Source organism: Streptomyces sp. NPDC053541, from assembly GCF_044544705.1.
GTDB lineage: Bacteria > Actinomycetota > Actinomycetes > Streptomycetales > Streptomycetaceae > Streptomyces.
In genome coordinates, this window is the sequence record NZ_JBITXM010000002.1 from 490824 (window position 1) to 504412 (window position 13589).

Sequence of the window (13589 nt, forward strand, 5' to 3'; positions counted from 1 at the left end):
GACAGCGCGTCGGCTGAGACGGGCCGAAGAAGGCCCGCCTGAAACGCACCCGACGCGCTCCCCTCGCTTGCCTATCGGCACGAGGGGTTTTTTGTTGCACTGGAACCATGCAAAACCGGCCCAAACCGCCGTAGAACACCTCGCACAACGCTTCGCCAAAACCCTCTGCTTCGAGAAGAGAATGCTGATGACCGAGCAGGCCACCGGGCACCATCCGCAGCCGCGGACCCGTAGCGGCGCACAGCCCGCCACCACCGTCGAGCACGTCACGGGTGCGCAGTCCCTCATCCGCTCTCTCGAGGAAGTGGGCGCCGACACCGTCTTCGGCATCCCGGGCGGCGCGATCCTCCCGGCCTACGACCCGATGATGGACTCGAAGCGGGTGCGGCACATCCTGGTCCGCCACGAGCAGGGCGCGGGCCACGCCGCCACCGGCTACGCGCAGGCCACCGGCAAGGTCGGCGTCTGCATGGCGACCTCGGGCCCCGGCGCGACCAACCTGGTCACCCCGATCGCCGACGCCCACATGGACTCCGTCCCGCTGGTCGCGATCACCGGCCAGGTCGCCTCCAAGGCGATCGGCACCGACGCCTTCCAGGAGGCGGACATCTGCGGCATCACGATGCCGATCACCAAGCACAACTTCCTCGTCACCAGGGCCGAGGACATCCCGCGGACCATCGCCGAGGCCTTCCACATCGCCTCCACCGGCCGCCCCGGCCCGGTCCTGGTCGACATCGCCAAGGACGCCCTCCAGGCGAAGACCACCTTCAGCTGGCCGCCGCAGACCGACCTGCCCGGCTACCGCCCGGTCACCAAGCCGCACGCCAAGCAGATCCGCGAGGCCGCCAAGCTGATCACCGCCGCCAAGCGGCCCGTGCTGTACGTCGGCGGCGGCGTCATCAAGTCCGGCGCCACCGCCGAGCTGAAGGTCCTCGCCGAGCTCACCGGCGCCCCGGTCACCACCACCCTGATGGCCCTGGGCGCGTTCCCCGACAGCCACCCGCTGCACGTCGGCATGCCGGGCATGCACGGCTCGGTCACCGCCGTCACCGCGCTGCAGAAGGCCGACCTGATCGTCGCCCTCGGCGCCCGCTTCGACGACCGCGTCACCGGCAAGCTGGACAGCTTCGCCCCGTACGCCAAGATCGTCCACGCCGACATCGACCCGGCCGAGATCGGCAAGAACCGCACCGCCGACGTCCCGATCGTCGGTGACGCCCGCGAGGTCATCGCCGACCTGGTCCAGGCCGTCCAGGCCGAGCACAGCGAGGGCAACAAGGGCGACTACAGCGCCTGGTGGACGGATCTGAACCGCTGGCGCGAGACCTACCCGCTCGGCTACGACCTGCCGGAGGACGGCAGCCTCTCGCCGCAGCAGGTCATCCAGCGGATCGGCCAGCTGGCCCCGGAGGGCACGATCTTCGCCGCCGGCGTCGGCCAGCACCAGATGTGGGCCGCCCACTTCATCGACTACGAGCAGCCCGCCACCTGGCTCAACTCCGGCGGCGCCGGAACCATGGGCTACGCCGTCCCGGCCGCCATGGGCGCCAAGGCCGGCATGCCGGACCGCACGGTCTGGGCGGTCGACGGCGACGGCTGCTTCCAGATGACCAACCAGGAACTGGTCACCTGCGCGCTGAACAACATCCCGATCAAGGTCGCCATCATCAACAACGGCGCCCTCGGCATGGTCCGCCAGTGGCAGACCCTGTTCTACAACCAGCGCTACTCCAACACGGTCCTGCACTCCGGCCCGGAGGACGTCAACCCGGAGGCCAAGGGCACCCGCGTCCCGGACTTCGTGAAGCTCGCCGAGGCCATGGGCTGCGTCGCCCTGCGCTGCGAGGACCCGGCCGACCTCGACAAGGTCATCGAAGAGGCCAACGCCATCGACGACCGCCCGGTCGTCATCGACTTCATCGTCCACGAGGACGCCCAGGTCTGGCCGATGGTCGCCGCCGGCACCTCGAACGACGAGGTCATGGCCGCCCGGGGCGTCCGCCCCGACTTCGGCGACGGCGAAGACGACTGAGGCGAAGAGCGAAAGCGCGAACAGGAGACCCACACCATGTCCACGAAGCACACGCTCTCCGTCCTGGTCGAGAACACGCCCGGCATCCTCGCCCGGATCGCCGCCCTGTTCTCCCGCCGCGGATTCAACATCGACTCCCTCGCGGTCGGTGTCACCGAACACCCCGACATCTCCCGCATCACCATCGTCGTGAGTGTCGAGGACCTGCCCCTGGAGCAGGTGACCAAGCAGCTCAACAAGCTGGTCAACGTCCTGAAGATCGTCGAACTCGAGCCCAGCGCCGCGATCCAGCGCGAGCTCGTCCTGGTGAAGGTCCGCGCCGACAACGAGACCCGCTCCCAGATCGTCGAGATCGTCCAGCTGTTCCGAGCCAAGACCGTGGACGTCTCGCCCGAGGCGGTCACCATCGAGGCCACCGGTTCGAGTGACAAGCTGGAGGCGATGCTCAAGATGCTGGAGCAGTTCGGCATCAAGGAGCTCGTCCAGTCCGGCACGATCGCCATAGGGCGTGGGGCCCGGTCCATCACGGACCGCTCGCTGCGCGCCCTCGACCGCAGCGCCTGATACACCGCACGACCCCGCGGCGCGACCGCCGGTCCGACCGGCGGTCCGCCTGGCGAGACCCGAAAACTCATCCCACGCACCCCGCCGTACGGTGGGACGCAACACCAGCACCTCAAGGAGATTTCCCAGTGGCCGAGCTGTTCTACGACTCCGACGCCGACCTGTCCATCATCCAGGGCCGCAAGGTCGCGGTGATCGGCTACGGCAGCCAGGGCCACGCCCACGCGCTGTCGCTGCGGGACTCGGGCGTCGACGTCCGCGTCGGTCTGCACGAGGGCTCCAAGTCCAAGGCCAAGGCCGAGGAGCAGGGCCTGCGCGTGGTCACGCCCGCCGAGGCGGCGGCCGAGGCCGACGTCATCATGATCCTGATCCCGGACCCGATCCAGGCCAAGGTCTACGAGGAGTCCATCGCCCCGCACCTGAACGACGGCGACGCCCTCTTCTTCGCCCACGGCTTCAACGTGCGCTTCGGCTTCATCAAGCCCCCGGCCGGCGTCGACGTCGCCCTGGTCGCCCCGAAGGGCCCGGGCCACCTGGTCCGCCGCCAGTACGAGGAGGGCCGCGGCGTCCCCGCGATCGCCGCCGTCGAGCAGGACGCCACCGGCAACGCCTTCGCCCTGGCCCTGTCGTACGCCAAGGCCATCGGCGGCACCCGCGCCGGTGTCATCAAGACCACCTTCACCGAGGAGACCGAGACCGACCTCTTCGGCGAGCAGGCCGTGCTGTGCGGTGGCGCCAGCGCCCTGGTCAAGGCGGGCTTCGAGACCCTGGTCGAGGCCGGCTACCAGCCGGAGATCGCCTACTTCGAGTGCCTCCACGAGCTGAAGCTGATCGTCGACCTCATGTACGAGGGCGGCCTGGAGAAGATGCGCTGGTCGGTCTCCGAGACCGCCGAGTGGGGCGACTACATCACCGGCCCGCGCGTCATCACCGCCGACACCAAGGCGGAGATGAAGAAGGTCCTCGCGGAGATCCAGGACGGCACCTTCGCCAAGAACTGGATGGACGAGTACCACGGCGGTCTGAAGAAGTACAACGAGTACAAGACCCAGGACGAGCAGCACCTCCTGGAGACCACCGGCAAGGAGCTGCGCAAGCTCATGAGCTGGGTGAACGACGAGGAGGCGTAAGCCTCCCGGCGCGGGGCCGGACGACCTGTCCGGCCCCGCGCCACATCCTTGGACACCCCGTCCAACCACGGACGGGTGATCCTGCCAACGAGGCGTATGAGCGACGCCAAGCCACCACTACACTGCTCAACAACATCGCGTCTGGCCCACAGCGTCGTGCGCTTTCACGCGGCAAGCCCCCTCCACCGCTGCGGCCGTCGGGACGGCCGTCCGCACTGCCTTTGTGAGGACTCACGTGAGCTCGAAACCCGTCGTACTCATCGCTGAAGAGCTGTCGCCCGCCACCGTCGACGCCCTGGGACCGGACTTCGAGATCCGCCAGTGCAACGGCGCCGACCGCGCCGAGCTGCTGCCCGCGATCGCCGACGTCGACGCGATCCTGATCCGCTCCGCGACCAAGGTCGACGCGGAGGCCATCGCCGCCGCCAAGAAGCTGCGCGTGGTCGCCCGCGCCGGCGTCGGCCTGGACAACGTGGACGTCTCCGCCGCCACCAAGGCCGGCGTGATGGTCGTGAACGCCCCGACCTCCAACATCGTCACCGCCGCCGAGCTCGCCTGCGGTCTGCTCGTCGCCACCGCGCGCAACATCCCGCAGGCCAACACCGCGCTGAAGAACGGCGAGTGGAAGCGCTCGAAGTACACCGGCGTCGAGCTCAGCGAGAAGACCCTCGGTGTCGTCGGCCTCGGTCGCATCGGCGTCCTGGTCGCCCAGCGCATGTCCGCCTTCGGCATGAAGATCGTCGCGTACGACCCCTACGTGCAGCCGGCCCGCGCCGCGCAGATGGGGGTGAAGCTGCTGGCCCTGGACGAGCTCCTGGAGGTCGCCGACTTCATCACCGTCCACCTGCCCAAGACCCCCGAGACCCTCGGTCTCATCGGCGACGAGGCGCTGCACAAGGTCAAGCCCTCCGTGCGGATCGTGAACGCCGCGCGCGGCGGGATCGTGGACGAGGCCGCGCTCTACTCGGCCATCAAGGAGGGCCGGGTCGCCGGCGCGGGCCTCGACGTGTACGCGAAGGAGCCCTGCACGGACTCCCCGCTCTTCGAGCTCGACCAGGTCGTCTGCACCCCGCACCTCGGCGCCTCCACGGACGAGGCCCAGGAGAAGGCGGGCATCGCGGTCGCCAAGTCGGTGCGCCTGGCGCTCGCCGGCGAGCTGGTCCCGGACGCGGTCAACGTCCAGGGCGGTGTCATCGCCGAGGACGTGAAGCCGGGTCTGCCGCTGGCCGAGAAGCTCGGCCGGATCTTCACCGCGCTGGCCGGCGAGGTCGCCTCCCGGCTCGACGTGGAGGTCTACGGGGAGATCACCCAGCACGACGTGAAGGTGCTCGAACTCTCCGCGCTCAAGGGCGTGTTCGAGGACGTGGTCGACGAGACCGTGTCCTACGTCAACGCCCCGCTCTTCGCGCAGGAGCGCGGTGTCGAGGTGCGCCTGACCACCAGCTCCGAGTCGCCCGACCACCGCAACATGGTCACCGTGCGCGGCACCCTGGCCGGCGGCCAGGAGGTCTCGGTCTCCGGCACGCTCGCGGGCCCGAAGCACCTGCAGAAGATCGTCGCGGTCGGCGACTACGACGTGGACCTGGCGCTCGCCGACCACATGGTGGTGCTGCGCTACGAGGACCGCCCCGGCGTCGTCGGCACGGTCGGCCGGATCCTCGGCGAGGCCGGTCTGAACATCGCGGGCATGCAGGTCTCCCGCACGGTGGAGGGCGGCGAGGCGCTCGTCGTGCTCACCGTCGACGAGACGGTCCCGGCGGCCGTGCTCGCGGAGATCGCCGAGGAGATCGGCGCGGCCTCGGCCCGCTCGGTCAACCTGGTCTGATCCCACCCTCGCGCGTCCCGTACCCGGCCGCTAGACATTCGTCTTACACGAGCGTCTAGCGGCCGGGTACAGTGCTGTCATGGGACACAAGGAAGATCTGCTGGAGGGCGCCAAGCGCTGCCTCCTGGAGAAGGGGTACGGGCGCACCACCGCCCGTGACGTCGTCGCCGCCTCCGGCACCAACCTCGCCTCCATCGGCTACCACTACGGCTCCAAGGACGCCCTGCTCCAGCAGGCCTTCCTGGCGCTGACCGAGGAGTGGGGCGAGCGGGTCGGCGGGGCGGACGCCGAGGGGGCCGGGAAGCTCCCGGCCGATCCGTACGAGCGCTTCCGCGCGGTCTGGGAGCGCCTGATCGGCGCCGCCGAGGCCAGCCGCCCGGTGTGGCGGCTCCAGACGGAGGTCGTCACCCGCCTCGACGACGACGAGAAGCTCCGCGAGGCGATCAAGGAGCCGCAGCGCGAGGGCCGGCTCGGCATGGCCGAGGGCATGCTCGGCCTCGACCCGGCGGCCGACCCCGAGAAGGCCCGGGTGGCCGGCCTGCTCCTGCAGGCCCTCGCCACCGGCGTGATGATCCAGTGGGTGGTCGACCCGGACACTGCGCCGACCGCCGACGACCTCACGGCCGGCCTGAAGGTCCTGATGGGCGAGGACGGCTGACGCACCCCTGGGTCGTCTCTTCCGGATCGTGCCGGGCTCCCGACTCCCCCAGAGCTTCGCCTGGGTGGGGGTGCCCCCGGCGGAGCCTGGGGGGGTGCCCCCGGCACCGCGCCTCGCCGTGTTGTCGTCGGTCGCCGGTGGCCCCCTGGGCTTCGCCCGGGTGGGGGTGCCCCCGGCGGAGCCTGGGGGAGTACCCCCACCGCATCGCTTCGGCCCCCTCGGCCTGGCGGCCGGGGAGGTGCCCCCACCTCCGCCGTGCGATCGCACGCACCGGACACCGCGAGCCCTGCCCTGCGGGCAGACGACGCCACGTTCCGGACAGGACCTAGAGCCGGGCCGCCTTGAGGGCCATGTGGAGCAGCAGCCGGTCCTCGCCCGCGTCCAGGTCGAGGCCGGTGAGCTGCTCGACCCGGGAGAGGCGGTAGTAGAGGGTCTGGCGGTGGATGCCGAGGGCCGTCGCCGTGCGGCCCGCCTGGCCCGCGTGGTCCAGGAACACCTCGGCCGTGCGGGCCAGTTCGGCGTGGGCCGGGGCGAGCAGGGCCCGCACCGCCGGGTCCGGCTCGGCCGCCGGCAGGGCGGTCAGCATCCGGTACGGGCCGATGGCCGCCCACTCGGCGAGCGGGCCGAGCCGCGGCTGGGCGCTCGCCGCCCGGGCGGCCGAGGCGGCCTCGCGCCAGGACGCGTCGAGCTCGGCCAGGCCCCGGCGGGGCGCGGCGATGCCCGCCACCGCGTCCGGGCCCGCCGTGGAGCGCAGCCGGCCGGCCGCCGTGCCGGCGGGGGAGAGGTTGTCGGCCGAGCGCAGCCGGACCAGGACCGCGAGCGCCCGGGCGCCCTGCCGGGCCCAGGGCACCGTGCACAGGGCCGCCGCGCCCGGCACCGTACGCGGCGAGGGGGAGTCCTCGCCGGGCCAGGGCGCGAGGCAGACCAGGGCGTGCAGTCCGTCCGCGTCCGGGCCGAGCGCGGTGCGCAGGGCGGCCACGGCCATGTCGTACTGCCAGCCGCGCTCGGACGTCAGCGTGGTCCGCAGCTCGCGGGAGAGGTCGGCGCCGGCCCGCTCCTCGTCGGCGAGCAGCTCCCCGATCCGGGCCGCGACCTCCATCGCGGCGGCCAGCCGCTCGTGCGAGGGGCCCGGCTCGGCGTCGAGCAGCCACACGTACCCGAGGACCACGCCCCGATGGCGTACCGGGAGACAGATCCGGTCCCGGAACACCCCCGCGTCCGGCGCGGCCGGAATCCGCACCGGGCCGGTCGCCCGGGCGATCCCGAAGCCCTCGAACCAGGCGCGGACCGCCGGGGTGGACTTCCTGGTGAGGATCGAGCGGGTGCGCACCGGGTCCATGGCGCTGTCGTCCTCGCTGTCGTGCGCGCCGAAGGCGATCAGCCCGAAGTCACGGTTCTCCAGGGTCGCCGGGGTGCCGAGCAGCGCCGAGATCTCGTCGACCAGCTCCTGGTAATCGCCCTTCACGGCGCCATTCTCGCACCGCCCGGCCGCTGCTTCAGACATATGTCTGAGAGCGTGTCCACGGATGCGTGACAGCTGTAGATGGCGGACGATCGGAGCGATCCTTAGGTTTCACGGTGGTTCTTCGTGTGGTTCCCGATTCATCACCCGCGATCCGGTTTCGGATGATCGGGCACCGCACCCTCGTCACCCGCCCTCAGGAGGTCCCCGTGCTGGGTCCCGTGATCCTCGCCGCGTCGCGCAGCGACAAGATGCGCCGTTTCGTCTCGGCCGCCCCCGGCACCAAGCAGGTCGTGGCCCGCTTCATCGCCGGCGAGTCGGTGAACGACGTGGTCCCGATCGTGCAGGACCTGGCCGCCCGCGGCCTGGAGGTCACCCTCGACGTCGTCGGTGAGGACATCACCACCGTCGAGCAGTCCTACGCCGCCCGGGACGCCTACCTGGAGCTCATCGGCCGCCTCAAGGAGCTGGGCCTCGGCACCCGCGCCGAGATGTCCGTCAAGCTGTCGATGTTCGGCCAGTCGCTGGAGGACGGACACGAGCTGGCCCTCTCCAACGTGCGCCCGGTCGTCGTCGCCGCCGCCGAGATCGGCACCACGGTCACCCTGGACGCCGAGGACCACACCACCCTCGACTCGATGTTCGCCATCCACGAGGAGCTGCGGAAGGACTTCCCGCAGACCGGCTGCGTCATCCAGGCCTACCTCTACCGCACCGAGGACGACGCCCGCCGGCTCGCCGCCAACGGCTCGCGCGTGCGGATCGTGAAGGGCGCCTACAAGGAGCCCGCCGAGGTCGCGATCCAGGACAAGGCCGAGATCGACAGGGCCTACGTCCGGATCATGAAGATCCTCATGGAGGGCGAGGGCTACCCGATGATCGGGTCCCACGACCCGCGCCTCATCTCGATCGCCCAGGAGCTGGCGCGGCGCGCCGGGCGCAAGCTGGACGAGTACGAGTTCCAGATGCTGTACGGCATCCGCAGCGAGGAGCAGAACCGGCTCGCCGCCGAGGGCCACCGGATGCGCGTCTACACGGCCTACGGCACCGACTGGTACGGCTACTTCATGCGCCGCCTCGCGGAGAAGCCGGCCAACCTGCTCTTCTTCGTCCGCTCGATCCTCACCAAGGGCTGAGCCCCCCACCGCCCTCCCGGCCTCACACCCCTCAGAAGGAGTTCCGCGACTCATGGACGCTGTGACCCAGGTCCCCACTCCCGTCAACGAGCCGGTGCACGGCTACGCCCCCGGCTCCCCCGAGCGCGCCCGTCTGGAGGCCAAGCTCAAGGAGCTGGCCGACAACCCGCGCGAGCTGCCGATGACCATCGGCGGCGTCAAGCGCATGGGTGGCGGCGAGCGCGTCGACGTCGTGCAGCCGCACAACCACAAGGCCGTCATCGGCACCTTCGCCGGCGCCACGGAAGCGGACGCCCAGGACGCCATCGACGCCGCCCTGGCCGCCGCCCCGGCCTGGCGCGCGATGTCCTTCGACGACCGCGCCGCGATCATCCTGCGCGCCGCCGAGCTGCTCGCCGGCCCCTGGCGCGAGACGCTGGCCGCCTCCACCATGCTCGGCCAGTCGAAGACCGCCCAGCAGGCCGAGATCGACACCCCGTGCGAGCTCGTCGACTTCTGGCGCTTCAACGTGGCCTACGCCCGCCAGATCCTCGCCGAGCAGCCGCCGGCGAACTCCCCGGGCGTGTGGAACCGTCTGGACCACCGCCCGCTGGAGGGCTTCGTCTACGCGATCACGCCGTTCAACTTCACGGCCATCGCGGGCAACCTGCCCACCGCCCCCGCCCTCATGGGCAACGTGGTGGTCTGGAAGCCGTCCCCGACCCAGACCCACTCCGCCGTGCTCCTCATGGAGCTCCTGGAGGAGGCCGGCCTGCCGAAGGGCGTCATCAACCTGGTGACCGGCGACGGCATCGCCGTCTCCGAGGTGGCCCTGAACCACCCCGACCTGGCCGGCATCCACTTCACCGGCTCGACCAAGACCTTCCAGCACCTGTGGAAGACGGTCGGCAACAACATCGAGAAGTACCGCTCCTACCCGCGGATCGTCGGCGAGACCGGCGGCAAGGACTTCGTCGTCGCGCACCCCAGCGCCGACCGCGCCGTCCTGAAGACCGCGCTGACCCGCGGCTCCTTCGAGTTCCAGGGCCAGAAGTGTTCGGCCTCCTCGCGCGCCTACATTCCGGCCTCCATCTGGAACGACGGCTTCAAGGAGGAGTTCGCGGCCGAGGTCGACGGCATCAAGATGGGTGACGTCACCGACCTGTCGAACTTCATCGGCGCCGTCATCGACGAGCGTGCCTTCGCCAAGAACAAGGCTGCGATCGACCGCGCCAAGGCCGACGCCTCCTGCACGATCGTCGCCGGCGGCACCTACGACGACTCCGAGGGCTGGTTCGTGCGCCCGACGGTCATCGAGTGCACCGACCCGGAGAACGAGGTCTTCACGACCGAGTACTTCGGCCCGATCCTCGCCGTGTACGTCTACGAGGACGAGAAGTACGACGAGATGCTGACCCAGATGGAGTCCGTCTCCGACTACGCCCTCACCGGCTCGGTCATCGCGAACGACCGCGCCGCCGCCGCGTACACGATGGAGAAGCTGCGCTTCGCCGCGGGCAACTTCTACATCAACGACAAGTCGACCGGCGCCGTCGTCGGCCAGCAGCCCTTCGGCGGCGGCCGCGCCTCCGGCACCAACGACAAGGCCGGCGCCCCGCAGAACCTGATGCGCTGGACGCTGACCCGCGCCATCAAGGAGACGCTGGTCCCGCCGACCGAGTACGGCTACCCGCACATGGGCTGACGCCCGCCCGCCGCGCGAGCGGCCCCTGATCACCGCCCCCCTCCTCGGTCCCCCAACTGAGGACGGGGGCGGTTCTCATGCGGGCGTTACGCTGGCCGGGAGGGGGCTGTCCCGACCAGGAGGTGCGCCATGCCCGGTTCGACGACCCTCGGCCACGGGCACGGGGCGGACGCGATCGACCACCCCGACGCGCTGCGGCTGACGGCCGTGCTGCGCGAGCTCCACCGGCTGCTCACCACGACCGGGGCCGACCGGATCACCGACGCGCAGGCGGCGGCCCTGTCCGGCGGCGACCCCTACGGCCGCGGCGAGCTCGTCGACTGGGTGGAGCGGGTGACCCGGGAGCTGGAGCGGGTCACGACGTAGGCGGCGTCTCCCGGCCCTTGCGGGTCTCCAGGTTCGCCGTGACCACCGCGGCGGCCGCGCCGCCGAAGGCCATCAGGACCGCGAAGCCCGGCAGGCCCATCGACGCGTACGCCGCCACCGAGGCCAGCGCCCACAGCGCGAGCAGCGCCTTCGCGCGCCGGCTGAGGAAGAGGCGGCCGGCCGGGGTGCGCGGCAGCGTGCGCAGGGCGCCCGCCGGGCCCGCGGTGGCCGCCTTGGGGCGCTTGAAGTAGCCGTACACCAGCCACTCGCCGCACAGCTCCCAGCCCTCGGGCTCCAGCGCGCCGAGCACCGCGGCCCGGCGCCGGCCGGCGAGCACCTCGCGGCGGTACTCCCAGGCGAGCGCCACCCCGGGCGCCCGGCGGCACACGAACCGGCCGAGCGAGTCCAGGGACTCCACCTCCCAGCCCTGGTCGCCGTGGACCGCCAGCATCCGGCGGTCGTTGAACAGGTCCGCCGTCCAGGTCCAGTGCTCCGCCTCGGCGTCCGGCTCCCCGGGCGCGGGCGCGAGCCCGCCGAGCGAGACCGCGAAGCGGTCGGCGGGGCCGAACTCCTCCTCCGGGGCGGTGCCCGACTCGGCCAGGTGGCCGCGCAGTTCGTCCACCGTCCGGGTGATCTGCTCCTCCGGGACGCGCGCGGCGCCCAGGGCCCGCGTCAGCTCCGCGAACCAGTCCTCGGTCGTGCTCATGATGTGTGGTCTCCCCCTGCGTGTCCCGGGGCGCGCGACCGCTCCCCGGCGTGCAACTGCCTGCCGACGGCCCGGTGGAACTCCGTCCAGGCCTCGGTCTCGGCCGCGAGCGCGGTCCGCCCGGACTCCGTGAGCCGGTAGTAGCGCCGGCCGGGGCCGCGCTCGGCGGCCCGGAACTCGGCCTCCACCAGGCCCGCCTCCTCCAGGCGGTTCAGGACGGGGTAGAGCGTCCCGCCCTTGATCTCGCCCAGGCCCGCCTCGGCGAGCGCCTTGGCGATCTCGTACCCGTAACTCTCCCGCTCGGTCAGACAGGAGAGGACGAGCAGGTCGAGGACTCCCTTGAGCCAGCTGGATCTGCGGTCTGCGGCCATGACGGCATTCCATCACACTACCTAGGTAGGAACGCAACCTAGGTGGGCGTGCGACCCGTCCCCGTCTCAGATAGTAGGAAGTCCGAGTAATTGTGGAGACAGTCGCGCCCTTCGGGTCTAGCTTTGTAGGAGCCGAACGTCCCGCTCCATCGAGCGCAGGGCGGTCGAGAGCGCGACGCCCCGTGCAGGCCACCCCTGCGGCGGCGCTCCCCGCCCCTTTCCGGCGCCTTCGATCACCACCGATCTCGCATCACCGTTGCTCGTCGATCTCGGATCAACGCTGATCTCAAGGAGTCGATCCCTCATGGCCGCTCAGACCGCCCGCCGCGTCCGCCACTCCGCCGCCCGCCCCAGCGACGACGCCCGCAAGAACGCCGCCGCCGCCCTCCAGCGCGCCCTCGACCGCCGTGACAACGGCGGCGAGACCGGCCACTGAGCCCTCCCGCGCCTGTGCGTTCGTCCACATGGTGGACGGAACGTGTCAGACGATGGGACGAGCAGTAGGGTGCCGACATGTCTCACAGCATCAATCTCGCAGTCATCCCCGGCGACGGCATCGGCCAGGAGGTCGTGACCCAGGGCCTCAAGGTCCTCGCGGCCGTGCTTCCGCAGGATGTGAAGCTGGAGACGAAGGAGTACGACTTCGGCGCCAAGCGCTACCACGCCACCGGTGAGACCCTCACCGACGCCGACCTCGACGCCCTCAAGCAGCACGACGCGATCCTGCTCGGCGCGATCGGCGACCCGTCCGTCCCGTCCGGCGTCCTGGAGCGCGGCTTCCTCCTGAAGCTGCGCTTCGCCTTCGACCACCACGTCAACCTGCGTCCCTCGAAGCTGCTGCCCGGCGTCGCGACCCCGCTCGCCGGCCAGCCCGAGATCGACTTCGTCGTGGTCCGCGAGGGCACCGAGGGCCCGTACACCGGCAACGGCGGCACCATCCGCAAGGGCACCGCCCACGAGGTCGCCACCGAGGTCTCGGTCAACACCGCCTACGGTGTCGAGCGCGTGGTCCGGGACGCCTTCGCCCGCGCCCAGGCCCGCCCCCGCAAGAAGCTCACGCTGGTCCACAAGAACAACGTGCTGACCTTCGCGGGCCACCTCTGGACGAACGTCTTCAACAAGGTCGCGGCCGAGTTCCCCGAGGTCACGACCGACTACCTGCACGTCGACGCCGCGACGATCTTCCTCGTCACCGACCCGGCCCGGTTCGACGTCATCGTCACCGACAACCTCTTCGGCGACATCATCACCGACCTCGCCGCGGCCGTCTCCGGCGGCATCGGCGTCGCCGCCTCCGGCAACATCAACCCGAGCGGCGAGTTCCCGTCCATGTTCGAGCCGGTCCACGGCTCCGCGCCGGACATCGCGGGCCAGGGCAAGGCCGACCCGACGGCCACCGTCCTCTCCGTCGCCCTTCTGCTGCGTCACCTCGGCCACGACGCCGAGGCCGCCCGGATCGAGGAGGCCGTCGCGGCCGACCTCACCGAGCGCGGCGACGCCGTCCGCTCCACGGACCAGATCGGCGACGCGCTCGCCGCGCGAGTAGCGAGCTGACCCGCCGCTGACGCTCCACGACAGCCGCCGGGTCGCCCTTCGCACCCGGCGGCTGTACCTGTGCGGTCGCAGGGTGCCACCATCGAACCCTGGACCGC

13 protein-coding genes are annotated in these 13589 nt (G+C 71.1%); 10 read left to right on the top strand and 3 right to left on the bottom strand.

What is annotated here, in order from left to right; genetic code table 11:
• Positions 1-181 precede the first annotated feature (181 nt).
• The 5 genes from ACIGW2_RS06265 (at position 182) to ACIGW2_RS06285 (ending at position 6212) form a co-directional block, all read left to right on the top strand.
• On the top strand, positions 182-2035 hold the full coding sequence (locus tag ACIGW2_RS06265) for an acetolactate synthase large subunit (protein WP_391652629.1): 1854 nt from the start codon (positions 182-184) through the stop codon (positions 2033-2035).
• A 36-nt stretch (positions 2036-2071) separates the two neighbouring features.
• On the top strand, positions 2072-2599 hold the full coding sequence (ilvN, locus tag ACIGW2_RS06270) for an acetolactate synthase small subunit (RefSeq protein WP_128978596.1): 528 nt from the start codon (positions 2072-2074) through the stop codon (positions 2597-2599).
• A gap of 128 nt (positions 2600-2727) precedes the next feature.
• Positions 2728-3729 (top strand): ketol-acid reductoisomerase, encoded by a 1002-nt coding sequence (ilvC, locus tag ACIGW2_RS06275; protein ID WP_361579712.1) that lies wholly within the window; start codon positions 2728-2730, stop codon positions 3727-3729.
• 235 nt (positions 3730-3964) lie between these two features.
• Entirely contained in the window at positions 3965-5554 is a 1590-nt protein-coding gene (gene serA / locus ACIGW2_RS06280; protein ID WP_361579714.1) for a phosphoglycerate dehydrogenase, read from the top strand.
• A gap of 79 nt (positions 5555-5633) precedes the next feature.
• Positions 5634-6212, top strand: coding sequence for a TetR/AcrR family transcriptional regulator (locus tag ACIGW2_RS06285; protein ID WP_391652630.1), 579 nt, complete (start codon positions 5634-5636; stop codon positions 6210-6212).
• Positions 6213-6537: 325 nt separating this feature from the next.
• Here the strand turns inward: ACIGW2_RS06285 and ACIGW2_RS06290 are convergent, their stop codons facing one another.
• Positions 6538-7677, bottom strand: coding sequence for a PucR family transcriptional regulator (locus ACIGW2_RS06290; protein WP_391652631.1), 1140 nt, complete (start codon positions 7675-7677; stop codon positions 6538-6540).
• Positions 7678-7883: 206 nt separating this feature from the next.
• Between ACIGW2_RS06290 and ACIGW2_RS06295 the strand changes: the two genes are divergently transcribed.
• From ACIGW2_RS06295 to ACIGW2_RS06305, 3 genes are all read left to right on the top strand, one after another.
• Positions 7884-8810: a proline dehydrogenase family protein gene (locus tag ACIGW2_RS06295; protein WP_391652632.1), complete on the top strand. Its 927-nt coding sequence runs from the start codon at positions 7884-7886 to the stop codon at positions 8808-8810.
• Between the two features lie 52 nt (positions 8811-8862).
• On the top strand, positions 8863-10494 hold the full coding sequence (gene pruA / locus ACIGW2_RS06300; RefSeq protein ID WP_361579722.1) for an L-glutamate gamma-semialdehyde dehydrogenase: 1632 nt from the start codon (positions 8863-8865) through the stop codon (positions 10492-10494).
• 129 nt (positions 10495-10623) lie between these two features.
• Entirely contained in the window at positions 10624-10860 is a 237-nt protein-coding gene (locus ACIGW2_RS06305) for a hypothetical protein (protein WP_361579724.1), read from the top strand.
• Here the strand turns inward: ACIGW2_RS06305 and ACIGW2_RS06310 are convergent.
• Entirely contained in the window at positions 10850-11566 is a 717-nt protein-coding gene (locus tag ACIGW2_RS06310) for a hypothetical protein (protein ID WP_391652633.1), read from the bottom strand. The two genes, ACIGW2_RS06305 and ACIGW2_RS06310, sit on opposite strands and share 11 nt — an antisense overlap.
• Positions 11563-11937: a PadR family transcriptional regulator gene (locus tag ACIGW2_RS06315; RefSeq protein WP_391652634.1), complete on the bottom strand. Its 375-nt coding sequence runs from the start codon at positions 11935-11937 to the stop codon at positions 11563-11565. Before ACIGW2_RS06315 ends, ACIGW2_RS06310 begins: the two co-directional genes overlap by 4 nt.
• Before the next feature lie 304 nt (positions 11938-12241).
• Between ACIGW2_RS06315 and ACIGW2_RS06320 the strand changes: the two genes are divergently transcribed.
• Both ACIGW2_RS06320 and ACIGW2_RS06325 read left to right on the top strand, forming a co-directional pair.
• Positions 12242-12373, top strand: coding sequence for a hypothetical protein (locus tag ACIGW2_RS06320; RefSeq protein ID WP_329424501.1), 132 nt, complete (start codon positions 12242-12244; stop codon positions 12371-12373).
• A gap of 77 nt (positions 12374-12450) precedes the next feature.
• Positions 12451-13491, top strand: a complete 1041-nt coding sequence (locus ACIGW2_RS06325) for a 3-isopropylmalate dehydrogenase (protein WP_391652635.1) — start codon at positions 12451-12453, stop codon at positions 13489-13491.
• Positions 13492-13589 lie beyond the last annotated feature (98 nt).